This is a genomic window from Pseudomonas sp. JL23, assembly GCF_056933585.1.
Genome location: NZ_CM167795.1, coordinates 4,661,884 through 4,684,722 on the forward strand (window position 1 = coordinate 4,661,884; position 22,839 = coordinate 4,684,722).

The window sequence follows — 22,839 nt, forward strand, 5'->3', positions numbered from 1 at the left end:
CCATGCTCAAGTACATATTCAATATCGTGCATGGCACCTACACCCAGTTTCGCAGCCTGGTGATGGTGTTCTCGCATTCATTCCGCAAGCGCGACACCCTGCAGTATCCGGAAGAGCAGGTGTATCTGCCGCCGCGCTACCGTGGTCGTATCGTCCTGACCCGCGATCCTGACGGCGAAGAGCGTTGCGTTGCCTGCAACCTGTGCGCCGTGGCCTGCCCGGTCGGCTGTATCTCGCTGCAGAAAGCCGAGACCGACGACGGTCGCTGGTATCCAGAGTTCTTCCGCATCAACTTCTCGCGCTGCATCTTCTGCGGCCTCTGCGAAGAAGCCTGCCCGACCACCGCGATCCAGCTGACACCGGATTTCGAAATGGCCGAGTTCAAGCGTCAGGATCTGGTCTACGAGAAGGAAGATCTGTTGATCTCCGGCCCCGGCAAGAACCCCGACTACAACTTCTATCGCGTCGCCGGTATGGCCATCGCCGGTAAGCCTAAAGGCTCCGCGCAGAATGAAGCCGAACCGATCAACGTCAAGAGCTTGCTGCCTTAAGGAAGAAAGATGGAATTCGCTTTCTATTTCGCATCCGGTATCGCTGTTGTGTCCACCCTGCGGGTGATCACCAACAAGAACCCGGTGCACGCCCTGCTCTACCTGATCATCTCGCTGATTGCCGTGGCCATGACCTTTTTCAGCCTCGGCGCACCGTTCGCCGGTGTTCTGGAAGTGATCGCCTACGCTGGCGCCATCATGGTGCTGTTCGTGTTCGTGGTGATGATGCTCAACCTGGGTCCGGCTTCGGTCGAACAGGAACGCACCTGGCTCAAGCCGGGGATCTGGCTTGGCCCGATCCTGCTGTGCGGCCTGCTGCTGGCCGAGCTGATCTACGTGCTGTTCACCTATTCGAACGGTGCCGCCATCGGCCACACCACGGTTGACGCCAAGGCTGTCGGTATCAGTCTGTTCGGTCCTTACCTGCTGGTGGTGGAACTGGCCTCGATGCTGCTGCTGGCAGCCGTCGTGACCGCTTTCCACCTCGGCCGCAACGAGGCGAAGGAGTAACTCATGAATGCTATCCCTCTCGAACATGGCCTGGCGGTTGCCGGGATCCTGTTCTGCCTCGGCCTGGCGGGCCTGCTTGCGCGCCGTAACATCCTCTTCGTATTGATGAGCCTGGAAATCATGATGAACTCCGCCGCACTGGCGTTCATCGTGGCGGGCAGCCGTTGGGCGCAGCCGGATGGACAGATCATGTTCATCCTGGTGATCAGCCTGGCAGCCGCCGAGGCCAGTATCGGCCTGGCGATCCTGCTGCAGTTGTATCGCCGCTTCCACACTCTCGATATCGATGCTGCCAGCGAGATGCGCGGATGAACCTTATCTTTCTGACTTTCGTATTTCCTCTGATCGGTTTCCTGCTGCTGTCGTTCTCGCGCGGGAAAATCTCCGAAAACCTCGCGGCGCTGATCGGCGTCGGCTCCATCGGCCTGTCGGCCATTGTTGCGGCCTGGGTCATCTGGCAGTTCAACGTCGCACCGCCCGAGGGTGGTCACTACACTCTGGTGCTGTGGCGGTGGATTTCGGTCGATGGCTTTGAACCGAACTTCGCCCTGTATCTGGATGGCCTGTCCATCACCATGTTGGGCGTGGTCGTTGGCGTCGGCTTCCTGATCCACCTGTTCGCGTCCTGGTACATGCGCGGTGAAGACGGCTACTCGCGTTTCTTTGCCTACACCAACCTGTTTATCGCCAGCATGCTGTTCCTGGTCCTGGGCGATAACCTGTTATTCCTGTACTTCGGCTGGGAAGGCGTGGGCCTGTGCTCGTACCTGTTGATCGGTTTCTACTTCAGCAACCGCGCCAACGGCAACGCCGCACTCAAGGCCTTCATCGTTACCCGCATCGGCGACGTGTTCATGGCCATCGGCCTGTTCATTCTGTTCCAGCAACTGGGCACGCTGAACGTCCAGGAACTGCTGGTACGTGCGCCGCAGCACTTCCAGGTCGGTGACCCATGGATCGTGCTGGCGACTCTGATGCTGCTGGGTGGCGCTGTCGGCAAGTCCGCGCAACTGCCGCTGCAAACCTGGCTGGCGGATGCGATGGCCGGTCCTACCCCGGTTTCGGCACTGATCCACGCCGCAACCATGGTAACTGCCGGTGTCTACCTGATCGCCCGAACACACGGCCTGTTCACCCTGGCCCCGGACATCCTGCACCTGGTCGGTATCGTCGGTGGCGTGACCCTGGTCCTGGCCGGTTTCGCCGCGCTGGTGCAGACCGACATCAAGCGTATCCTCGCCTACTCGACCATGAGCCAGATCGGCTACATGTTCCTGGCCCTGGGCGTGGGTGCATGGGAAGGCGCGATCTTCCACCTGATGACCCACGCCTTCTTCAAGGCCCTGCTGTTCCTTGCTTCCGGTGCGGTGATCGTTGCCTGCCACCACGAGCAGAACATCTTCAAGATGGGCGGCCTGTGGAAGAAACTGCCACTGGCCTACGCCAGCTTCATCGTCGGTGGCGCTGCACTGGCCGCCCTGCCCCTGGTTACGGCCGGCTTCTATTCCAAGGACGAGATCCTCTGGGAAGCCTTCGCCAGCGGTCACAACGGTCTGCTGTATGCCGGTCTGGTCGGTGCGTTCATGACCTCGCTGTACACCTTCCGCCTGATCTTCATCACCTTTCACGGTGAAGCAAAGACCGAAGCCCACGCCGGCCACGGGATTTCCCATTGGCTGCCGCTCAGCGTGCTGATCGTGCTGTCGACCTTCATTGGCGCCATGATTCACCCGCCACTGGCCGGTGTCCTGCCGGAAAGCGCCGGTCATGCCGGTGGCGAAGCCAAGCACAGTCTGGAAATCGCCTCGGGCGCCATCGCCCTGGCCGGTATCCTGCTGGCAGCCGTGTTGTTCCTGGGCAAGCGCCGCTTCGTCAGCGCCATTGCCAACAGCGGTCCGGGCCGTTTCCTCTCGGCCTGGTGGTTCGCGGCCTGGGGCTTCGATTGGATTTACGACAAGTTGTTCGTGAAGCCTTATCTGGCCATCAGCCACGTACTGCGCAGTGACCCGCTCGACCGCACCATTGGTTTGATCCCGCGTCTGGTCAAGGGTGGCAACTCCCTGATGGCCCGTAGCGAGACTGGCCAGCTGCGTTGGTATGCCGCCTCGATCGCCGCCGGTGCCGTTCTGGTACTGGGTGCCGTCGTTCTGGTTGCGGTCTGACATGAACCTTGCGAATTTGCGAAAGGAATTGAGCCCGTCATGATTCTGCCTTGGCTAATCCTGATCCCTTTTATCGGTGGCCTGCTGTGCTGGCAGGGTGAGCGCTTCGGCCACACCCTGCCGCGCTGGATTGCGCTGCTGACCATGTCCCTCGAACTGGCCCTGGGCCTGTGGCTGTGGGGTACCGGCAACTTCAGCTACGCGCCGACCCCTGGCGCGGATCCGACCTGGGTCGTTGAATTCCAGCATCAGTGGATTCAGCGTTTCGGTATCAGCGTGCACCTGGCGCTGGACGGCCTGTCGCTGCTGATGATCCTGCTGACCGGCCTGCTCGGCGTGCTGTCGGTGCTGTGTTCGTGGAAGGAGATCCAGCGTAACGTTGGTTTCTTCCACCTCAACCTGATGTGGATCCTGGGCGGCGTGGTCGGGGTATTCCTGGCCATCGACCTGTTCATGTTCTTCTTCTTCTGGGAAATGATGCTGGTGCCGATGTATTTCCTCATCGCGCTCTGGGGTCACAGCTCGGCAGACGGCAAGAAGACCCGGATCTACGCAGCAACCAAGTTCTTCATCTTCACCCAGGCCAGCGGCCTGATCATGTTGGTGGCGATCCTTGGCCTGGTGCTGGTCAACTTCAACCAGACCGGCACAATCTCCTTCGATTATGCCCACCTGCTAAAGACCAAGCTGTCCCACGGCACCGAATACATCCTGATGCTGGGCTTCTTCATTGCCTTCGCGGTCAAGCTGCCGGTAGTGCCGTTTCACTCCTGGCTGCCGGACGCTCACGCCCAGGCACCCACAGCGGGGTCGGTCGACCTGGCCGGTATCCTGCTGAAAACCGCTGCCTATGGTCTGTTGCGCTTCGCCCTGCCGATGTTCCCCAACGCATCGGCCGAGTTCGCGCCGATTGCCATGGTGCTCGGCCTGATCGGGATCTTCTACGGTGCCTTCCTGGCGTTCGCCCAGACTGACATCAAGCGCCTGATCGCGTTCTCCAGCGTCTCGCACATGGGTTTCGTGCTGATCGGCATCTACTCCGGCAGCCAGCAAGCGCTGCAGGGTGTGGTCGGGCAGATGATTGCCCACGGTCTGTCGGCTGCGGCGCTGTTTATCCTCAGCGGCCAGTTGTACGAGCGTCTGCATACCCGTGACATGCGTGAGATGGGTGGCCTGTGGTCGCGCATCGCCTACCTGCCGGCGATCAGCCTGTTCTTTGCAGCCGCCTCTCTGGGTCTGCCGGGCACCGGCAACTTCGTCGGTGAGTTCCTGATCCTGCTCGGCACCTTCGTCAGCTCGCCATGGATCACCTCCATTGCGACTTCCGGTCTGGTGTTCGGCTCCGTCTACTCGTTGATCATGATCCACCGCGCCTACTTCGGCCCGTCCAAGTCGGACGCGGTCCTCAAGGGCATGGATGGTCGTGAATTGATCATGGTGCTCGGCCTTGCCGTGTTGCTGGTCCTGCTCGGGGTTTACCCGCAGCCAGTCCTCGATACCTCGGCGGCTACCATGCATGGCGTGCAGCAATGGCTCGGCACTGCCTTCACTCAACTCGCTTCGGCCCGGTAAGAGCGCTATGGACCTGACGACTCAACACTTTATTGCGCTTGCGCCACTGCTGATTGTCAGCGCCACGATTGTCGTGGTGATGCTGGCAATCGCCTGGCGCCGCAATCACTCGCAAACGTTCCTGCTGACCGTGGCCGGGCTCAACCTGGCCTTGCTGTCGGTCTACCCGGCATTGAAAGTCGCGCCACTGGTGGTTACGCCGCTGCTGCACATCGATAACTTCGCCTGCCTGTACATGGCGTTGATCCTGGCTTCGACCCTGGCCTGTGTGACCATGGCCCACGCCTACCTCGGCGACGGCAAGGTCGGCTACCCTGGCAACCGCGAAGAACTGTACCTGTTGATACTGCTGGCAGCAGCGGGCGCCATGGTACTGGTCAGCGCGCAACACCTGGCGGGCCTGTTCATTGGTCTGGAGCTGTTGTCGGTGCCGGTCTACGGCCTGGTGGCCTACGCCTTCTTCAACAAGCGCTCACTGGAAGGCGGCATCAAGTACATGGTGCTGTCGGCCGCAGGCTCGGCGTTCCTGTTGTTCGGTATGGCCCTGCTCTACGCCGAAGCCGGCAGCCTGAGCTTCGAAGGTATCGGCAAGGCTCTGGCGGCCACCGGCCTGCCCGGCCCGATCTCCCAGGTCGGCCTGGCCATGATGGTGGTTGGTCTGGCATTCAAACTGTCGCTGGTACCCTTCCACCTGTGGACCCCGGATGTCTACGAAGGCGCTCCGGCTCCGGTTGCTGCGTTCCTGGCAACGGCGAGCAAGGTGGCGGTGTTCGCCGTGCTGGTGCGACTGTTCCAGATCTCCCCGGTGGCCAACAGCGGCGTGTTGCACAACGTGCTGGCGGTGATTGCGGTTGCTTCGATTCTGGTCGGTAACCTGCTGGCTTTGGTGCAGACCAACCTCAAGCGTCTGCTGGGTTACTCGTCCATCGCCCACTTCGGCTACCTGATGATCGCTCTGGTTGCCAGCAATGGCATGGCCGTGGAAGCGATTGGCGTGTACCTGGTGACCTACGTACTGACCACTCTGGGCAGCTTCGGCGTAGTGACCATGATGTCGTCGCCGTACAGCGGTCGCGATGCTGACGCCATGTTCGAGTACCGCGGCCTGTTCTGGCGCCGTCCGTACCTGACTGCGGTCATGACCCTGATGATGCTGTCTCTGGCGGGTATTCCGCTGACGGCCGGCTTCATCGGCAAGTTCTACATGATCGCCACGGGCGTCGAGTCACAGCTGTGGTGGCTGATCGGTTCGCTGATCATCGGTAGTGCCATCGGCGTGTTCTACTACCTGCGCGTGATGGTCACCATGTACCTGGTGGACAACAAAATGCCGCGCCACGATGCCGCTTTCAACTGGGCACAGCGCACCGGTGGCGTGATGCTGCTGGCGATTGCGATCCTAACCTTCGTCATCGGTGTGTACCCACAACCGTTGCTGAATCTGGTCATGCACGCCGGCCTGTAAGAGTCGGCTGGCAAAAAAAAGCCCTGCACAAGCAGGGCTTTTTTTCGTCTGCAGGGAAGTCAGCCCGGCAAGCGCACCGTCTTCTTCGCGCTGCTGAACAAGCCCCAGGTGGACATGAACAGCGCCGCCACCATGGGCCCGATGACAAAGCCATTGAGGCCGAACACAGCCATGCCGCCAAGGGTAGAGATAAGGATCAGGTAATCCGGCATCTGCGTGTCTTTGCCCACCAGAATTGGCCGCAGCACGTTATCCACCAGGCCAATCACAAAGATCCCGAACAGCGACAGCACCACGCCTTGCCAGATCATCCCGCTGAGCAGGAAGTACAAGGCCACCGGCGCCCAGACGATCCCCGCCCCCACCGCCGGCAACAGCGACAGAAAGCCCATGACCACCGCCCAGAGCAAGGCGCTGGGGATATTCAGGGCCCAAAAGATAAAGCCGCCCAAGGCCCCCTGAGTCATGGCCACTACGACATTGCCCTTGATGGTGGCGCGCACCACACGGTTGAACTTGAGTTGCAGGCGGCGCTTCTGCGGCTCGGCCAGGGGGATGGCCAGACGAATCTTGCGCACCAGTTCCTGACCGTCGCGCAGACAGAAGAATAGCAAGTACAGCATGATGAAGAAGCTCACCACGAAGTCGAAGGTGACCTGACCGACGCTGAACGCCTGGGTTGCCAGCACCTGGCTGGCCTGCATGGCCCACTTGGCGATCTTGTCACGCAGGCCGTTGAGATCGCCCATGCCCAGGCGATCCAGCCAGTGCTGCGTATAGGGCGGCAGCAGGCGTTTGAACTCGGCCAGGTAGGCACCGATATCCAGTTGGCCGCTCTCGACGTTCTTGTACAGCGTGGCGCCTTCCTGGACCAGCAACGCGCTGATCACAATGACCGGCAGGATCGCCACCACCAGACAGATCATCAGCGTGCACAGCGCCGCCAGATTGCGTCGCCCGCTAAAGCGCAGCAGCAGGCGGCGTTGCAGGGGAATGAAGACGATACCGAGCATCACCGCCCAGAACATCGCGCCGTAAAAGGGCAGCAGAATCCAGATAAAGGCGAGCGTGACCAGTACCAGAAGGATCAGAAAGGTTTTGTAGTGCAGCGGGTTGTCGTTCATGGCCAGTCCTTGAGCAGGCGTGCCGGGCGCACGACCTATTGCTTAGTCCACAGCGGGCTGAACGAGTGCCGCACAAATCAGAACGAAGGGTGAACCTGTGGGAAGCAATGAGGTGGGAGCGAATTCATTCGCGAAGAGGCCGGTAGATTCATTACATCTTCAGCGCCTTCAATACCGTCTTCGAATGAATTCGCCCACAACACCCAGAGCCATGACCTATCAGATCAAACCCGGAACTGCCTCACCAGCGCCCCAAGGCGTTGCCCAAGGTCTGACAGGCTGCGTGAGGTCTGGGCGCTGTGGCGGGTCTCCTCGGCCACGCTTTCCACCGCCACGGCGATCTGGTGCACGCTGCGGTTGATTTCCTCGGCCACGGCGGTCTGTTCTTCAGCGGCGCTGGCAATCTGCGCGTTCATCGAGTTGATGGTGCCGATCAACTGGCCGATGGTGTCCAGTGAGCTACCCGCTTCATTGGCGCTCTTGGACGTACCGTCACCCGCTTCACTGGAACGGCGCATGGCCTCCACCGCACTCTGGGTGCCCTTTTGCAGGCGGTCGATCATGCCCTGGATTTCCTGGGTGCTTTGCTGGGTGCGACTGGCCAATGCCCGCACCTCATCCGCCACCACGGCAAAACCGCGACCGGCCTCCCCTGCCCTCGCCGCCTCGATGGCAGCGTTGAGGGCCAGCAGGTTGGTTTGCTCGGCAATCGAGCGAATCACACCCAACACGCTGACGATGGAAGAAACGTCCTGCTGCAGGCTGTCCAGGGACGTACCGCTGTTGCGGATATCGTCCACCAATGCGTGAATCTGGCGGATGCTGCCGTCGACGACGCGCTTGGCCGCCAGGCCTTCCTGATCGGTTTGCTGCGCGGCGACCGAAGCGCCCTGGGCACTGTGAGCAACTTCCTGAGCTGCGGCGGACATCTGGTTGATCGCAGTCGCCACTTGATCGGTCTCGGTACGCTGGCGTTCCATGGCCTGCTCGGAGCGTTGCGCCTGACTGGAGACCTCACCGACCAGGGTGGTCAGTTGCGTGGTCATCTCGGCAATCTGCCGTACCAGACCATGGATCTTGTCGACGAAACGGTTGAAGGAGCCAGCCAGATCGCCCAACTCATCGCTACTGGTGATCGCCAGACGCTTGGTCAGGTCGCCCTCACCGGCGGCAATGTCATCCAGATTGTTTTTCATCAGGCGCAAAGGGCGCAGCAGGGTGGAGGCCAGAATGACACCGGCAATGGCGATAAGAATCAGCACCACGACGGCAATCCCGATGATGCTCAGCAGCATGTCGCGCAGGCGTTCGTCCACGGCCTGTCGAACGATCGCAACCTGACCTTCGATACCGTCCAGGTTGACCGAGGAGCCAACGATCAGATCCCATTTCGGCAAGTACTCGGTGTACCCCAGCTTGGGCAGCAGTTCAGTCTTGCCCGGCAGGGTCGATGTGTACTGCGAATAGTGGGTGCCGGCCTTGGCCGAATTAATCAACTCACGAATGTAGTAGACGCCATTGGGATCCTTGGCATCCATGACGTTTTTGCCTACCCCGTCAGGGCTGCTGCCCTTGAACAGGCGTACGCCCTGGGAGTCATAGCCGAAGAAGTAACCCTCCTTGCCATAGCTCCCGGCGGAGAGCAGCTTGATCACCTTGTCCCTGGCGGACATATCGCCCTGCTCAGAAGCGTCATAAAGCGGTTTCAGCGTGCTCAGACCGATGGATACATAGCTTTGCAGTGTCGTCTTGGCGTCATTGAGCAGGCGTACTCGCGCTTCATCGACCTCTTGCTGCGCCTGTTTATGCAATATCACAACGGTCACGACACTGATGACCACCGCGAAAATCAGCACTGGCAGCATAGCCAGTGACAGTACCTTGGCTTTCAGGCTCAGACGCATGGGACTTCCTTAAGGAAACGTAGTTATTGTTGTTAAGTCATGACGCTTGAACTGTTAACGGCCACGGCAACTGAAAGTTGAGAAGCCCTTGGCATTTTTGCTCAGCCGCGAGCGGCAGGGTCGGGTAAGTCGACGCGTACGCGCAGGCCGCCCAGCGGGCTTACCAGCAGCTGCAGTTGACCGCCCCAGGCCTCGACAATATCGCGCACGATACCAAGCCCCAGGCCATGTCCGGTAACCTGCTCATCGAGACGGGTGCCACGACTGACCACCTCGTCATGGCGATTCTCCGGGATACCGGGACCGTCGTCGTCGATCAGCAAAACGAAGTCCCGCTCATCTCTGTAGATGCCCAGACACACCTCACTGTCCGCCCATTTGCAGGCGTTATCCAGCACATTGCCCAGCAGCTCCAGAATGTCCTCGCGATCCCAGGGCAGCGCCAGATCGACAGGGACTTCAGTGCGCAGTGCCAGATGCTCGCCATGAATCAGGCGCAGGATCGAGAGCAGGCCGGGCAGCTCTGTCGCGCAATCGAACAGCACTCCGGGCAAGGCGTCTCCGGACAGGCGCGCACGATTGAGCTCCCGGCTCAGACGCTGCTGGATCTGTTCGAGTTGTTCGTCAAAGATGCGGCGCATATCCGGATGTGCATCAAGGCGACTGTCAGCGGTCAGGCTGATCAGCACGGCAAGGGGCGTTTTCAGGGAGTGACCAAGGTTGCCCAACGCATTGCGCGAGCGCTTGAGGCTGTCTTCGGTATGAGCCAGCAGGTGATTGATCTGCGCGACCAGAGGTTCAAGCTCCTGGGGTACGACGTCATCCAGTTGTGACCGCTGCCCCTGTTGCAACTGGGAAATCTGCTTGCGCACCCGCTCCAGCGGGCGAAAGGCACGCCTGACCGTCATGCGCTGCAGGATCAGGATCAATAGCAACGCCACGCCGCCGAGGGCCAGGCCAATTTGCTGCACGCGCTGAAAGCTGGCTCTGACCGGCGTGTAGTCCTGAGCCACGGAAATGGAGATCTTCTGGCCGAACTTGCGGTAATCCGCATTCAATACCAACAGCGACTGGCCGGTCTTGCCCAACTCGGAATGGGCATGCAGGCCGGGACCTTCCTGAGCCGGCAGTTCAAGGTCCCAGAGTGAGCGCGAACGCCAATGGCCCTGGGCAAAATCGATACGGAAATAGTGGCCGGAATAAGGCCGCTGATAGGCGGGAGAGACATGCTGCTCGTTCAATTGCAGGCCGTCAGGGCCGCGCACCAAAGCCGTCAGCAGGCTCTCGCTCTCGTTGCGCAGACCGGACTCCAGATAGCGCTGCAAGCCGACCTCGAACAACCACAGGCTGATCTGGGCCAGTACGACGACAACTATCAGCACAATACTGACCAGCCCCAGACTGAGGCGGCCTTGAATGGACTTCATCCGCCAGTTCCACCGAACAGGTAGCCCTGGCCCCGACGGGTTTCGATCACACTGCGACCCAGCTTGCGACGCAGATGATTGACGTGCACTTCGATGACATTCGAATCGCGCTCGGTCTCCCCGTCATACAAATGCTCGGCCAGATGGCCCTTGGACAGGATTTGCCCCGGATGCAGCATGAAATAGCGCAGCAAACGAAATTCGGCTGAGGTCAGCTGGATATCATCGCCGTCCTGCATGACGCATTGGCGGCCCTCATCCAGATGCAGGCCGGCCGCTTCCAGTCGAGGTTGATTGGCCACGCCATGGGCACGACGCAACAGCGCCTGGATGCGCAGCTGCAGCTCTTCGGGGTGGAACGGTTTGGTCAGGTAGTCGTCGGCCCCGGCCTTAAGGCCTTCGATGCGCTCGGCCCAGGAGTCACGCGCGGTGAGAATCAGTACCGGCGTCGACAGGCCGTCCGCCCGCCATCGCGCCAGGATATCCAGACCCGGCATACCGGGAAGGCCAAGATCCAGCACGATCAGGTCGTAGGGTTCTACAGCGCCTTGCAACAGGGCATCACGGCCGTCAGCCAGCCAGTCGACTGCATAGCCTTGTCGACCAAGCCCCGCCAGCAACTCGTCGGCCAGCGGGACATGATCCTCAACCAGTAGCAATCGCATCAGTCATCTTCCTTGTCTTGTATCAAACGGCTGTCACGCGCATCGAACTTCAACTCACGAACGACGCCTTCGCGAGTGAGCAATTCAATTTCATACACATAGAGGCCGTGCTTGAGCTCAAGTTCGGCCTCCAGCAGCCTGGATGCGGGATACAGCTTGAGCGCAACATCGATGCATTGGTCCAGTGGTTGTATAACCCCACTCTGGCGCAGCTTGAGCGCCTCGTCCTGATCAAGATCCCGGGCACTGGCCGTCGTGCAGACCAGCGCCAGGATCAAACCGCAGAGTAAATAGAGACGCCTGGGCTTTTGCATCAACTGTCCTGATGATTCTTGAGAACCTGTCCGGTGACGGCGTCCATTTCTACATCCCACTCGATACCCTTGGCATCGCGCAGTTCGACCTGGTAGACGTACTTGCCGTATTCCTGCTCAAGCTCGGTATCGGTAATGGTCGCCTGCGGGTGCTGGCCCAGGGCGACGGCATTGAGTTTCTCGAAAGACTGGATAGTACCTGCATCACGCAGGCGCAGGGCTTCGTCGGGGCCGATATCACGAGCCTGGGCAGTACCGGCAGTGAGTGTAATGGCGGTGGCAGCGAACAAGGCAGTCAGGGTTTTCATAAGTCATCTCCGTTGGGATAAGCGGGCTTTACGGTGCTTAAGATAACCACCCGAACTTAATTCAAACTTAATAGTTGCGGCCAATCGCCATCAGCACAGTGGGCTCTCGCCAGGCGACACAGATGCCTCTGCAGGTATGATAAACAACCCGCCCAACGGAGACGTCCATGAGTGCCATCCATATCAAATCCAGCAACCTGATCCTCAGGGCCGGCAGCCGGGCCATGTCCAGGCTGCGCGAGCAGGGTTTGCGACCACAGGACGTCGGCATCGTGCCGGGTGCCGCCGGCGGGCCCAAGGCGTTGGGGATACAGGGGCTGGATCTGGCGCTGTTCGGCGAGTGGCTGCCACGGGCACCACGGGAACGCTCCCTGATTGGCGCTTCGATTGGCTCCTGGCGCTTCGCCAGTGCCTGCCTGCCCAACCCGGCCGATAGCATCCGCCGCCTCGGACAGCTGTATAACGAGCAGAGCTTTGCCAAGGGCGTGACCATGGCCGAAGTCAGCCAGAGTTGCGTACGCATGCTCGACAGCCTGCTGCAAGGCCAGGACGCGCAGGTCCTGGATAACCCCCATTACCGTCTCAACATCATGATCGTCAAAAGCCATGGCCGACTGGCCCATGATCAGCGCCGCAGCCTGGGGCTTGGCCTGTCTTCGGTGATTGCCGACAACCTGCTCGGGCGATCACGCCTGTCACGCCACTTCGAACGCCTGATCATGCATGACCAGCGACTCGCACCGCCGCTGCATGCGCTGACTGACTTCCCGTCACGCAGCCTGCACCTGAACACCTCGAACCTGCGCCAGGCGTTGCTCGCCTCCGGGTCGATCCCGATGGTTATGGAAGGCGTGCTGGATATCCCGGGCGCCGGACCGGGAACCTTTCGTGACGGCGGCCTGCTCGACTATCACCTGGACCTGCCCTACTCCGGTGATGACATTGTGCTGTACCCGCATTTCATTGATCGCATCATCCCCGGCTGGTTCGACAAGACACTGCCCTGGCGCAAGGGTGATCCGGGCCGCCTGCAAGACGTGCTGCTGCTTGCACCGTCGAAGGAATATCTGGCACGCCTGCCTTACGGCAAACTGCCAGACAGAAACGACTTCAAGCGCTTCATGGGTGATGACCAGACCCGACAGGCCTATTGGCGCAAGGCCATGGAAGAAAGCCAGCGCATGGGCGACGAGTTTCTTGAACTGGTCGACAGCAATCGCCTGGCAGAGCATCTACAGCCGCTGAGCTAGGCGGCCATGTTTTGCGCATGCCACAAATCATTGCTGTTAAACTTGCTGCCTGCTTTTATCGCTCCGGCGAACGCCACTTACAGAGTTCAAGACACTTGGAAATCTTCAAAGAATTTACCTTCGAATCTGCCCACCGCCTGCCCCACGTCCCCGAGGGCCACAAGTGCGGCCGTCTGCATGGGCACTCGTTCCGTGTGGCCATCTATCTGGAAGGCGACGTCGATCCCCATACTGGCTGGATCCGCGACTTCTCCGAGATCAAGGCGATCTTCAAGCCGCTCTATGAGCGTCTTGACCATAACTATCTGAACGATATCCCAGGCCTTGAGAATCCAACCAGCGAGAACATGGCCAAGTGGATCTGGAGTGAACTCAAGCCCCTGCTTCCTGAGCTGTCGGCCATCCGTATCCATGAGACCTGCACCAGTGGTTGTGTGTATCGCGGGGACTGAATACCTGTTGTTGTAACGAAGAAGGCCGCATGCAGATGCGGCCTTTTTTATTGACGTCAGGTATGGATAGGCAGGGCCAGGCCGAAAAGTACGAAAAATCCACCGCAGACTTTATTGAATCGGCGCCCGGTTCGAGCCAGCCATGGCCTGACCCGGTGTGCAGCGCTGGCCACCGTATATTCAACAATGAACTCCACCACTGCGTAGGTCAGGGCGATAGCGGCCGTCTGCGCAACGATACTGCGCTGCGGATCGAGAAAGGGCGGAATAAAAGCGGTAAAGAGCAGCAGCGCCTTGGGGTTGGAAATGGCCGATACCAGCCCCTGGCGGAACAGCGACCAGCTTCCCGCCCTCGTTGGAATGCCAGTATCAAGGCCGACGGGAGCAGCCCGCCACAGCCCGAAGCCCAGCCAGATCAGATAGAGCCCGCCAACAATCTTCAATACCGTGAACCAGGTAGCCGAGGCCTGGATAAGCGCGCCCAGTCCCAACGCGCAAAACGCCAGCACGATGGCAAAACCAAGCACGCCTCCCGTAATGGTGAACAGGGTTTTCCGGTTGCCGTGAATGGCGCCATGGGTAAGCACCAACAGCGCATTGGGCCCTGGCACTACCGCGATACCGCAGCAGGTCAACAGATAGAGCAACCAGGTATCGAATGGCATGAACATATCCAGTAGGTGTTGATTAGTGTTGGTATCTTGCGCACGAACAATCTCCATGAAAAGCGCATAATTCACACCATAGCCATTCGATTACCGAATAGAGGTGACCTCAATGCCTGCCAGTGATTTGCAGATCGATTGGCTTAAATGCTTCGTGGCCGTGGTGGATGCAGGTTCGCTGTCTGGTGCGGCCCAGGAAGTAAACAGATCGCAGTCTGCAGTCAGCATGCAGATGAAAAAACTGGAAACGGCCCTTGGACGGCAGCTGTTGAGTCGTGGCCCAAGGCACCTGCAACTGACCGATGATGGCCAGACACTGCTGAGCTACGCCCGTCGCATGCTTGCCCTTCACGCCGAAACCCAGGCAGCTTTCCATGGCGAAGAGCTAAGCGGACGAATCCGCCTGGGCGTCGCGGAGGACTACGCCGCCAGGTATCTCACACCGGTTCTGAAGCGCTTTTCGCCGCGCTATGCAGCCGTTGAAATCGAACTGAACTGTGAACAGTCGACCACGCTTATTCCGCGTGTGCGCAGTGGCGATCTTGATCTTGCCCTGGTGTCGAGAGACTCGCCTCAAGGCGGGACATTGCTCTTCAAAGAACCTATGGTCTGGGTTGGCTCACCCCAGTTCGAGCTCTGGCGGCGAGACCCGATACCTATCGCCGTCTATGAAAGCGCAAGCCTAGCCCGGCATAACGCGGTGAGTTCACTGACCGAGCAGGGACGCCAATTCAAGGTGGTCTATAACAGCTCCAGCCTGGCCGGACAGGTAGCCGCAGTTGAAGGTGGGCTCGCCATTGCCGCGATCACGCAGTGCAGCGTACAGCCATCGTTTCAGGTCTTGAGCAGCGAGCACGGCCTGGGAAACATTGACCCCATGGAAGTTTCCATACTCCGTAGCCGGGCTTCGCGCGGGTCAAAGGCGGTTAATAGTCTTCATGCGTTTATCATCAGTGCGTTGAGAGCATAAAGGGAGGGTCCTACACCGGTCCTACCGATGATCGCGAGGCCGGCGGCTTTTCTCGGCGCAAAAACAAAACCCCATTTGCTTTCGCAAATGGGGTTTTGGAATTTAATCTTGACGATGACCTACTCTCACATGGGGAAACCCCACACTACCATCGGCGATGCATCGTTTCACTGCTGAGTTCGGGATGGGATCAGGTGGTTCCAACGCTCTATGGTCGTCAAGAAATTCGGGTACTGACTCGTGACCAGATGGCCTCGCTTCAGCAAATCGGGTATGTGATATCGGTATTTGTAAGTCGCAAACTTTCGGTTTGAGCGTCTTCATACACCGCAACTCGCTTCTTAAGCAAATTGCTTGGGTGTTATATGGTCAAGCCTCACGGGCAATTAGTATTGGTTAGCTCAACGCCTCACAGCGCTTACACACCCAACCTATCAACGTCGTAGTCTTCGACGGCCCTTCAGGGAACTCAAGGTTCCAGTGAGATCTCATCTTGAGGCAAGTTTCCCGCTTAGATGCTTTCAGCGGTTATCTTTTCCGAACATAGCTACCCGGCAATGCCACTGGCGTGACAACCGGAACACCAGAGGTTCGTCCACTCCGGTCCTCTCGTACTAGGAGCAGCCCCTCTCAAATCTCAAACGTCCACGGCAGATAGGGACCGAACTGTCTCACGACGTTCTAAACCCAGCTCGCGTACCACTTTAAATGGCGAACAGCCATACCCTTGGGACCGGCTTCAGCCCCAGGATGTGATGAGCCGACATCGAGGTGCCAAACACCGCCGTCGATATGAACTCTTGGGCGGTATCAGCCTGTTATCCCCGGAGTACCTTTTATCCGTTGAGCGATGGCCCTTCCATACAGAACCACCGGATCACTAAGACCTACTTTCGTACCTGCTCGACGTGTCTGTCTCGCAGTCAAGCGCGCTTTTGCCTTTATACTCTACGACCGATTTCCGACCGGTCTGAGCGCACCTTCGTACTCCTCCGTTACTCTTTAGGAGGAGACCGCCCCAGTCAAACTACCCACCATACACTGTCCTCGATCCGGATAACGGACCTGAGTTAGAACCTCAAAGTTGCCAGGGTGGTATTTCAAGGTTGGCTCCACGCGAACTGGCGTCCACGCTTCAAAGCCTCCCACCTATCCTACACAAGCAAATTCAAAGTCCAGTGCAAAGCTATAGTAAAGGTTCACGGGGTCTTTCCGTCTAGCCGCGGATACACTGCATCTTCACAGCGATTTCAATTTCACTGAGTCTCGGGTGGAGACAGCGCCGCCATCGTTACGCCATTCGTGCAGGTCGGAACTTACCCGACAAGGAATTTCGCTACCTTAGGACCGTTATAGTTACGGCCGCCGTTTACCGGGGCTTCGATCAAGAGCTTCGCGTTAGCTAACCCCATCAATTAACCTTCCGGCACCGGGCAGGCGTCACACCCTATACGTCCACTTTCGTGTTTGCAGAGTGCTGTGTTTTTAATAAACAGTCGCAGCGGCCTGGTATCTTCGACCGGCATGAGCTTACGGAGCAAGTCCTTCACCCTCACCGGCGCACCTTCTCCCGAAGTTACGGTGCCATTTTGCCTAGTTCCTTCACCCGAGTTCTCTCAAGCGCCTTGGTATTCTCTACCCAACCACCTGTGTCGGTTTGGGGTACGGTTCCTGGTTACCTGAAGCTTAGAAGCTTTTCTTGGAAGCATGGCATCAACCACTTCGTCATCTAAAAGATGACTCGTCATCAGCTCTCGGCCTTAGAATCCCGGATTTACCTAAGATTCCAGCCTACCACCTTAAACTTGGACAACCAACGCCAAGCTGGCCTAGCCTTCTCCGTCCCTCCATCGCAATAACCAGAAGTACAGGAATATTAACCTGTTTTCCATCGACTACGCTTTTCAGCCTCGCCTTAGGGACCGACTAACCCTGCGTCGATTAACGTTGCGCAGGAAACCTTGGTCTTTCGGCGTGGGTGTTTTTCACACCCATTGTCGTTACTCATGTCAGCATTCGCACTTCTGATACCTCCAGCAAGCTTCTCAACTCACCTTCACAGGCTTACAGAACGCTCCTCTACCGCATCATCATAAGATGATACCCGTAGCTTCGGTGCATGGTTTGAGCCCCGTTACATCTTCCGCGCAGGCCGACTCGACTAGTGAGCTATTACGCTTTCTTTAAAGGGTGGCTGCTTCTAAGCCAACCTCCTAGCTGTCTAAGCCTTCCCACATCGTTTCCCACTTAACCATGACTTTGGGACCTTAGCTGACGGTCTGGGTTGTTTCCCTTTTCACGACGGACGTTAGCACCCGCCGTGTGTCTCCCATGCTCGGCACTTGTAGGTATTCGGAGTTTGCATCGGTTTGGTAAGTCGGGATGACCCCCTAGCCGAAACAGTGCTCTACCCCCTACAGTGATACATGAGGCGCTACCTAAATAGCTTTCGAGGAGAACCAGCTATCTCCGAGCTTGATTAGCCTTTCACTCCGATCCACAGGTCATCCGCTAACTTTTCAACGGTAGTCGGTTCGGTCCTCCAGTTAGTGTTACCCAACCTTCAACCTGCCCATGGATAGATCGCCCGGTTTCGGGTCTATTCCCAGCGACTAAACGCGCTATTAACACTCGCTTTCGCTACGCCTCCCCTATTCGGTTAAGCTCGCCACTGAAAATAAGTCGCTGACCCATTATACAAAAGGTACGCAGTCACCCAACAAAGTGGGCTCCCACTGCTTGTACGCATACGGTTTCAGGATCTATTTCACTCCCCTCTCCGGGGTTCTTTTCGCCTTTCCCTCACGGTACTAGTTCACTATCGGTCAGTCAGTAGTATTTAGCCTTGGAGGATGGTCCCCCCATATTCAGACAAAGTTTCTCGTGCTCCGTCCTACTCGATTTCATGACTAAGAGATTTTCGCGTACAGGGCTATCACCCACTATGGCCGCACTTTCCAGAGCGTTCCGCTAATCTCAAAGCCACTTAAGGGCTGGTCCCCGTTCGCTCGCCACTACTAAGGGAATCTCGGTTGATTTCTTTTCCTCAGGGTACTTAGATGTTTCAGTTCCCCTGGTTCGCTCCATACACCTATGTATTCAGTGTAAGGTAACCATCTTATGATGGCTGGGTTCCCCCATTCAGACATCTCCGGATCAAAGTCTGTTTGCCGACTCCCCGAAGCTTTTCGCAGGCTACCACGTCTTTCATCGCCTCTGACTGCCAAGGCATCCACCGTATGCGCTTCTTCACTTGACCATATAACCCCAAGCAATCTGGTTATACTATGAAGACGACATTCGCCGAAAATTTGCTTCTCTTTCGAGAACTCACAAATTTTACCTTAGCCTGAACAACACCAGTGAAAGTGTTCTCCAGTCTATCTTTCTATCACATACCCAAATTTTTAAAGAACGAACTGGTCAAAGACCAGAAATCAACATTCACCATCGAACCGATGGAATGCTCATTTCTAAGCTTTAGCGAGATGTAGAAGCAGTAAATGGTGGAGCCAAACGGGATCGAACCGTTGACCTCCTGCGTGCAAGGCAGGCGCTCTCCCAGCTGAGCTATGGCCCCGTATTGCTACAGGCTTTTCCACAAAATGGGTGGGTCTGGGCAGATTCGAACTGCAAAATCTGACCTCACCGCTCTTTACCTTGGAGGCGGGGTGCGCTCTTGCCAAGTACCTCACCAGTATTTGGTGGGTCTGGGCAGATTCGAACTGCCGACCTCACCCTTATCAGGGGTGCGCTCTAACCAACTGAGCTACAGACCCGAATTCGGGCGTGCAAAGCATTAAGCTGCTTCTATCGTCTTCTTCAATGAATCAAGCAATTCGTGTGGGAACTTGCGAAGAAGCTGAGTCTTCGATTAAGGAGGTGATCCAGCCGCAGGTTCCCCTACGGCTACCTTGTTACGACTTCACCCCAGTCATGAATCACACCGTGGTAACCGTCCTCCCGAAGGTTAGACTAGCTACTTCTGGTGCAACCCACTCCCATGGTGTGACGGGCGGTGTGTACAAGGCCCGGGAACGTATTCACCGCGACATTCTGATTCGCGATTACTAGCGATTCCGACTTCACGCAGTCGAGTTGCAGACTGCGATCCGGACTACGATCGGTTTTGTGGGATTAGCTCCACCTCGCGGCTTGGCAACCCTCTGTACCGACCATTGTAGCACGTGTGTAGCCCAGGCCGTAAGGGCCATGATGACTTGACGTCATCCCCACCTTCCTCCGGTTTGTCACCGGCAGTCTCCTTAGAGTGCCCACCTTAACGTGCTGGTAACTAAGGACAAGGGTTGCGCTCGTTACGGGACTTAACCCAACATCTCACGACACGAGCTGACGACAGCCATGCAGCACCTGTCTCAATGTTCCCGAAGGCACCAATCCATCTCTGGAAAGTTCATTGGATGTCAAGGCCTGGTAAGGTTCTTCGCGTTGCTTCGAATTAAACCACATGCTCCACCGCTTGTGCGGGCCCCCGTCAATTCATTTGAGTTTTAACCTTGCGGCCGTACTCCCCAGGCGGTCAACTTAATGCGTTAGCTGCGCCACTAAAATCTCAAGGATTCCAACGGCTAGTTGACATCGTTTACGGCGTGGACTACCAGGGTATCTAATCCTGTTTGCTCCCCACGCTTTCGCACCTCAGTGTCAGTATGAGCCCAGGTGGTCGCCTTCGCCACTGGTGTTCCTTCCTATATCTACGCATTTCACCGCTACACAGGAAATTCCACCACCCTCTGCCCTACTCTAGCTTGCCAGTTTTGGATGCAGTTCCCAGGTTGAGCCCGGGGATTTCACATTCAACTTAACAAACCACCTACGCGCGCTTTACGCCCAGTAATTCCGATTAACGCTTGCACCCTCTGTATTACCGCGGCTGCTGGCACAGAGTTAGCCGGTGCTTATTCTGTCGGTAACGTCAAAACACTAACGTATTAGGTTAATGCCCTTCCTCCCAACTTAAAGTGCTTTACAATCCGAAGACCTTCTTCACACACGCGGCATGGCTGGATCAGGCTTTCGCCCATTGTCCAATATTCCCCACTGCTGCCTCCCGTAGGAGTCTGGACCGTGTCTCAGTTCCAGTGTGACTGATCATCCTCTCAGACCAGTTACGGATCGTCGCCTTGGTGAGCCATTACCTCACCAACTAGCTAATCCGACCTAGGCTCATCTATTAGCGCAAGGCCCGAAGGTCCCCTGCTTTCTCCCGTAGGACGTATGCGGTATTAGCGTTCCTTTCGAAACGTTGTCCCCCACTAATAGGCAGATTCCTAGGCATTACTCACCCGTCCGCCGCTGAATCAGGGAGCAAGCTCCCTTCATCCGCTCGACTTGCATGTGTTAGGCCTGCCGCCAGCGTTCAATCTGAGCCATGATCAAACTCTTCAGTTCAATACTGCAATTAGGTTTTGAGAAAACCTTATAAACTTGGCTCAGCAATCGTTGGTTAAACCATGATTTCTCGTGGAGTAACTGGCGATGCTGATAATCAGTTGACTTCAGTCTTACAGCGCAAGCACCCACACGAATTGCTTGATTCAGTTGTTAAAGAGCGGTTGGTTGATTCTTTCGTCTCAACCGAGGCGCGGATTCTACAGCGTCCTCTGTATCTGTCAAGCGGTTATTTTAAGAAGCTTTCAAAGTTTCCTTATCAACTTCAACCACTTGCGCTTCGTTTGACTTGGCGTCTCACGTTAGCGGGAGGCGAATTTTACAGCGTTACAATCTGCTGTCAACCACCTTCTTCACCGCTTCCGAATTCACCTTGAAAACCGAAACCCTTCCTCGCTGCTTACTTCGGTTAACTGCTTGATTATCAAGAAGTTTTCCGTTTCGTCTGCGCCGGAAGTGGGGCGAATTATAGACAGATCCAGACACGCGTCAACAGTTATTTCAGAAAAGTTACGAGCTGCGAGCTTCGAGCCACGAGCTGGGCCTGGAACACCCACTATCTGTTTCTAGCTCGTAGCTCATAGCTCATAGCTCGCAGCTGCCTTTGCGCACTATATTGCTCATTTCTCCTTTCCCCATCATCATGGGTCCTTTCTCGCCCATGACCCTGGATACCCCGCTTTAAAATGAACACTCCCCGCAACAGCCTTGCCTCGACGCTATTCCCCGTAGGGCTGCTTATGATTGCCATGGCATCGATTCAATCCGGTGCGTCATTGGCCAAGACATTATTTCCGGTTGTGGGTGCCCAGGGCGCAACGACATTGCGGTTGTTCTTCGCCAGTCTGATCCTGCTCGCCATCCTGCGCCCATGGCGCGCACGCTTTACAGCCCGCTCGCTGCGCACGGTTTTCATCTATGGCATCGCCCTGGGCGGAATGAACTTCCTCTTCTATATGTCATTGCGCAGCGTGCCCCTGGGTATCGCCGTCGCCCTGGAGTTCACCGGGCCACTGGTGGTTGCCTTGTACTCATCGCGCAAGGTTCTGGATTTTGTCTGGATCGTACTCGCGGCCAGCGGCATCCTTCTATTGATACCCATAGGCCAGGCCAATGCCAATCTTGACCTGACCGGTGTGGCCTATGCCCTTGGTGCCGGAGTCTTCTGGGGGGCCTATATCATCTATGGGCACAAGGCGGGTGCCGACAATGGCATTCAGACAGCAGCACTCGGTGTTCTTATAGCAGCCCTGTTCATCGGACCGGTCGGCGCGTTCCACGCAGGCTCTGCCTTGCTCGACATCGGCCTGCTCCCCGCAGCGCTCGGTGTGGCGATATTATCCACCGCGCTGCCCTACAGCCTGGAGATGATTGCCCTGACACGCATGTCGACCCGGACCTTCGGCATCCTGGCCAGTATTGAACCGGCGTTCGGTGCGCTTTGCGGTCTGTTCTTCCTTCATGAGGAGCTGTCCCTGACCCAATGGCTGGCCATCGCCGCAATCATTCTGGCCTCCGCAGGAGCGACTCTGACTTCACGCCCCGATAGCCCGCAATTGGTGCCCGCCGACTGACCGGTGTTTCACAAAGGCAATTGTCACTAGCATTTGTCTCGCGGTTGAGCCATGTTAAACCCCTGGCCGATCTCCAAGAGCCTCCCCGTCGCGGGAAATGCGTTGCAGCATTGAGCAGAACGAGAGTATTAAAGCTAGGTACTGGCTGCCAATGGCGGTCAGATTAAGGAAGGGAATGAAATACATCTTGATCGCGCTGACTATCCTGGCAGTTACGGGATGCGCAGCCACCTCCAAACCCGTCAAGCAGGGCAAGCGTGGTATTCACATCAACTGCTCAGGCCTTTCTTCTTCCTGGGACAAGTGCTACGAAATGGCGACCAACTCCTGTGAGTCCAGAAACTACAGGGTAATCGCCAAATCCGGCGATGCCGTAGAAGATCCCGGCGATTACCCTTTCGGCCTCAATCCCGCCGGCTATACCAGCCGCAGCATGATCATTCTGTGCAAAAAGCCTGAAAAGCCAGATCTCCAGCCTTGAACAAACCCTAAGTGCCGCAGCAACAGGCTACGG

Annotated in this window: 18 protein-coding genes, 2 tRNA genes, 3 rRNA genes and 1 pseudogene; 11 read left to right on the forward strand and 13 right to left on the reverse strand. The window is 57.4% G+C overall.

The window, feature by feature from the left end; all coding sequences use genetic code 11:
* Positions 1-2 precede the first annotated feature (2 nt).
* Genes nuoI through nuoN form a run of 6 tightly spaced genes read left to right on the forward strand, consistent with a single transcriptional unit; the run spans position 3 to position 6,260 of the window.
* Positions 3-551, forward strand: a complete 549-nt coding sequence (gene nuoI / locus AC1Z24_RS21515) for an NADH-quinone oxidoreductase subunit NuoI (RefSeq protein WP_483742614.1) — start codon at positions 3-5, stop codon at positions 549-551.
* Positions 552-560: 9 nt separating this feature from the next.
* Positions 561-1,061: an NADH-quinone oxidoreductase subunit J gene (nuoJ, locus tag AC1Z24_RS21520; protein ID WP_259106032.1), complete on the forward strand. Its 501-nt coding sequence runs from the start codon at positions 561-563 to the stop codon at positions 1,059-1,061.
* 3 nt (positions 1,062-1,064) lie between these two features.
* Positions 1,065-1,373 (forward strand): NADH-quinone oxidoreductase subunit NuoK, encoded by a 309-nt coding sequence (gene nuoK / locus AC1Z24_RS21525; protein WP_259106031.1) that lies wholly within the window; start codon positions 1,065-1,067, stop codon positions 1,371-1,373.
* Positions 1,370-3,223: an NADH-quinone oxidoreductase subunit L gene (gene nuoL / locus AC1Z24_RS21530; RefSeq protein WP_483742615.1), complete on the forward strand. Its 1,854-nt coding sequence runs from the start codon at positions 1,370-1,372 to the stop codon at positions 3,221-3,223. The genes nuoK and nuoL overlap by 4 nt, the downstream gene beginning before the upstream one ends.
* Positions 3,224-3,262: 39 nt before the next feature.
* Positions 3,263-4,795, forward strand: coding sequence for an NADH-quinone oxidoreductase subunit M (nuoM, locus tag AC1Z24_RS21535; RefSeq protein WP_259106029.1), 1,533 nt, complete (start codon positions 3,263-3,265; stop codon positions 4,793-4,795).
* 7 nt (positions 4,796-4,802) lie between these two features.
* Positions 4,803-6,260: an NADH-quinone oxidoreductase subunit NuoN gene (nuoN, locus tag AC1Z24_RS21540; RefSeq protein ID WP_483742616.1), complete on the forward strand. Its 1,458-nt coding sequence runs from the start codon at positions 4,803-4,805 to the stop codon at positions 6,258-6,260.
* Positions 6,261-6,319: 59 nt separating this feature from the next.
* On the opposite strand, the gene AC1Z24_RS21545 is transcribed toward nuoN, so the two are convergent.
* From AC1Z24_RS21545 to AC1Z24_RS21575, 7 genes and pseudogenes are all read right to left on the reverse strand, one after another.
* Positions 6,320-7,384, reverse strand: a complete 1,065-nt coding sequence (locus AC1Z24_RS21545; RefSeq protein WP_483742617.1) for an AI-2E family transporter — start codon at positions 7,382-7,384, stop codon at positions 6,320-6,322.
* A gap of 224 nt (positions 7,385-7,608) precedes the next feature.
* The gene (locus AC1Z24_RS21550) at positions 7,609-8,430 is read right to left on the reverse strand and encodes a methyl-accepting chemotaxis protein (protein ID WP_413310619.1); all 822 of its coding nucleotides are present in this window, start codon (positions 8,428-8,430) and stop codon (positions 7,609-7,611) included.
* Positions 8,431-8,514: 84 nt separating this feature from the next.
* Positions 8,515-9,288 (reverse strand): annotated as a pseudogene (locus AC1Z24_RS21555) (cache domain-containing protein); the annotation flags it as partial.
* Between the two features lie 101 nt (positions 9,289-9,389).
* Entirely contained in the window at positions 9,390-10,715 is a 1,326-nt protein-coding gene (locus AC1Z24_RS21560; protein WP_483742618.1) for a sensor histidine kinase, read from the reverse strand.
* Complete coding sequence (locus tag AC1Z24_RS21565; RefSeq protein WP_483742619.1) at positions 10,712-11,380, reverse strand: response regulator transcription factor; 669 nt, start codon at positions 11,378-11,380, stop codon at positions 10,712-10,714. Before AC1Z24_RS21565 ends, AC1Z24_RS21560 begins: the two co-directional genes overlap by 4 nt.
* On the reverse strand, positions 11,380-11,694 hold the full coding sequence (locus AC1Z24_RS21570) for a PepSY domain-containing protein (protein ID WP_483742620.1): 315 nt from the start codon (positions 11,692-11,694) through the stop codon (positions 11,380-11,382). The genes AC1Z24_RS21565 and AC1Z24_RS21570 overlap by 1 nt, the downstream gene beginning before the upstream one ends.
* A complete protein-coding gene (locus tag AC1Z24_RS21575; RefSeq protein ID WP_483742621.1) occupies positions 11,694-12,002 on the reverse strand; it encodes a PepSY domain-containing protein in 309 nt (102 codons plus the stop codon). Before AC1Z24_RS21575 ends, AC1Z24_RS21570 begins: the two co-directional genes overlap by 1 nt.
* 167 nt (positions 12,003-12,169) lie before the next feature.
* On the opposite strand from AC1Z24_RS21575, the gene AC1Z24_RS21580 reads away from it, so the two are divergent.
* Together AC1Z24_RS21580 and queD are read left to right on the forward strand one after the other, a co-directional pair.
* Complete coding sequence (locus AC1Z24_RS21580) at positions 12,170-13,252, forward strand: patatin-like phospholipase family protein (protein ID WP_483742622.1); 1,083 nt, start codon at positions 12,170-12,172, stop codon at positions 13,250-13,252.
* Positions 13,253-13,347: 95 nt separating this feature from the next.
* Positions 13,348-13,704, forward strand: coding sequence for a 6-carboxytetrahydropterin synthase QueD (queD, locus tag AC1Z24_RS21585; RefSeq protein ID WP_483742623.1), 357 nt, complete (start codon positions 13,348-13,350; stop codon positions 13,702-13,704).
* Positions 13,705-13,760: 56 nt separating this feature from the next.
* Here queD and AC1Z24_RS21590 read toward each other — a convergent pair whose 3' ends face one another.
* Complete coding sequence (locus AC1Z24_RS21590; protein WP_259106019.1) at positions 13,761-14,369, reverse strand: LysE family translocator; 609 nt, start codon at positions 14,367-14,369, stop codon at positions 13,761-13,763.
* 112 nt (positions 14,370-14,481) lie between these two features.
* On the opposite strand from AC1Z24_RS21590, the gene AC1Z24_RS21595 reads away from it, so the two are divergent.
* A complete protein-coding gene (locus AC1Z24_RS21595) occupies positions 14,482-15,339 on the forward strand; it encodes a LysR family transcriptional regulator (protein ID WP_483742624.1) in 858 nt (285 codons plus the stop codon).
* Positions 15,340-15,445: 106 nt separating this feature from the next.
* On the opposite strand, the gene rrf is transcribed toward AC1Z24_RS21595, so the two are convergent.
* From rrf to AC1Z24_RS21620, 5 genes are all read right to left on the reverse strand, one after another.
* Positions 15,446-15,561, reverse strand: a 5S ribosomal RNA gene (gene rrf, locus AC1Z24_RS21600).
* Positions 15,562-15,704: 143 nt separating this feature from the next.
* Positions 15,705-18,598 (reverse strand): 23S ribosomal RNA (locus AC1Z24_RS21605).
* A gap of 245 nt (positions 18,599-18,843) precedes the next feature.
* Positions 18,844-18,919 (reverse strand) — tRNA-Ala (locus AC1Z24_RS21610).
* Between the two features lie 122 nt (positions 18,920-19,041).
* Positions 19,042-19,118, reverse strand: a tRNA-Ile gene (locus AC1Z24_RS21615).
* A 96-nt stretch (positions 19,119-19,214) separates the two neighbouring features.
* Positions 19,215-20,751, reverse strand: a 16S ribosomal RNA gene (locus AC1Z24_RS21620).
* Together the 16S, 23S and 5S rRNA genes with 2 tRNA genes alongside form the textbook arrangement of a ribosomal RNA operon.
* Positions 20,752-21,437: 686 nt before the next feature.
* On the opposite strand from AC1Z24_RS21620, the gene rhtA reads away from it, so the two are divergent.
* Both rhtA and AC1Z24_RS21630 read left to right on the forward strand, forming a co-directional pair.
* Positions 21,438-22,325 (forward strand): threonine/homoserine exporter RhtA, encoded by an 888-nt coding sequence (gene rhtA / locus AC1Z24_RS21625; RefSeq protein ID WP_483742625.1) that lies wholly within the window; start codon positions 21,438-21,440, stop codon positions 22,323-22,325.
* 175 nt (positions 22,326-22,500) lie between these two features.
* Positions 22,501-22,806 (forward strand): hypothetical protein, encoded by a 306-nt coding sequence (locus AC1Z24_RS21630; RefSeq protein ID WP_259111229.1) that lies wholly within the window; start codon positions 22,501-22,503, stop codon positions 22,804-22,806.
* Positions 22,807-22,839: the final 33 nt, after the last annotated feature.

What these genes read in the sequence shown, in the direction of transcription:
- nuoI (WP_483742614.1), top strand. Translation starts at nt 3, where the DNA reads ATGCTCAAGTACATATTCAATATCGTGCATGGCACCTACACCCAGTTT.
- nuoJ (WP_259106032.1), top strand. Translation starts at nt 561, where the DNA reads ATGGAATTCGCTTTCTATTTCGCATCCGGTATCGCTGTTGTGTCCACC.
- nuoK (WP_259106031.1), top strand. Translation starts at nt 1,065, where the DNA reads ATGAATGCTATCCCTCTCGAACATGGCCTGGCGGTTGCCGGGATCCTG.
- nuoL (WP_483742615.1), top strand. Translation starts at nt 1,370, where the DNA reads ATGAACCTTATCTTTCTGACTTTCGTATTTCCTCTGATCGGTTTCCTG.
- nuoM (WP_259106029.1), top strand. Translation starts at nt 3,263, where the DNA reads ATGATTCTGCCTTGGCTAATCCTGATCCCTTTTATCGGTGGCCTGCTG.
- nuoN (WP_483742616.1), top strand. Translation starts at nt 4,803, where the DNA reads ATGGACCTGACGACTCAACACTTTATTGCGCTTGCGCCACTGCTGATT.
- AC1Z24_RS21545 (WP_483742617.1), bottom strand. Translation starts at nt 7,384, where the DNA reads ATGAACGACAACCCGCTGCACTACAAAACCTTTCTGATCCTTCTGGTA.
- AC1Z24_RS21550 (WP_413310619.1), bottom strand. Translation starts at nt 8,430, where the DNA reads ATGACCACGCAACTGACCACCCTGGTCGGTGAGGTCTCCAGTCAGGCG.
- AC1Z24_RS21560 (WP_483742618.1), bottom strand. Translation starts at nt 10,715, where the DNA reads ATGAAGTCCATTCAAGGCCGCCTCAGTCTGGGGCTGGTCAGTATTGTG.
- AC1Z24_RS21565 (WP_483742619.1), bottom strand. Translation starts at nt 11,380, where the DNA reads ATGCGATTGCTACTGGTTGAGGATCATGTCCCGCTGGCCGACGAGTTG.
- AC1Z24_RS21570 (WP_483742620.1), bottom strand. Translation starts at nt 11,694, where the DNA reads ATGCAAAAGCCCAGGCGTCTCTATTTACTCTGCGGTTTGATCCTGGCG.
- AC1Z24_RS21575 (WP_483742621.1), bottom strand. Translation starts at nt 12,002, where the DNA reads ATGAAAACCCTGACTGCCTTGTTCGCTGCCACCGCCATTACACTCACT.
- AC1Z24_RS21580 (WP_483742622.1), top strand. Translation starts at nt 12,170, where the DNA reads ATGAGTGCCATCCATATCAAATCCAGCAACCTGATCCTCAGGGCCGGC.
- AC1Z24_RS21590 (WP_259106019.1), bottom strand. Translation starts at nt 14,369, where the DNA reads ATGCCATTCGATACCTGGTTGCTCTATCTGTTGACCTGCTGCGGTATC.
- AC1Z24_RS21595 (WP_483742624.1), top strand. Translation starts at nt 14,482, where the DNA reads ATGCCTGCCAGTGATTTGCAGATCGATTGGCTTAAATGCTTCGTGGCC.
- rhtA (WP_483742625.1), top strand. Translation starts at nt 21,438, where the DNA reads ATGAACACTCCCCGCAACAGCCTTGCCTCGACGCTATTCCCCGTAGGG.
- AC1Z24_RS21630 (WP_259111229.1), top strand. Translation starts at nt 22,501, where the DNA reads ATGAAATACATCTTGATCGCGCTGACTATCCTGGCAGTTACGGGATGC.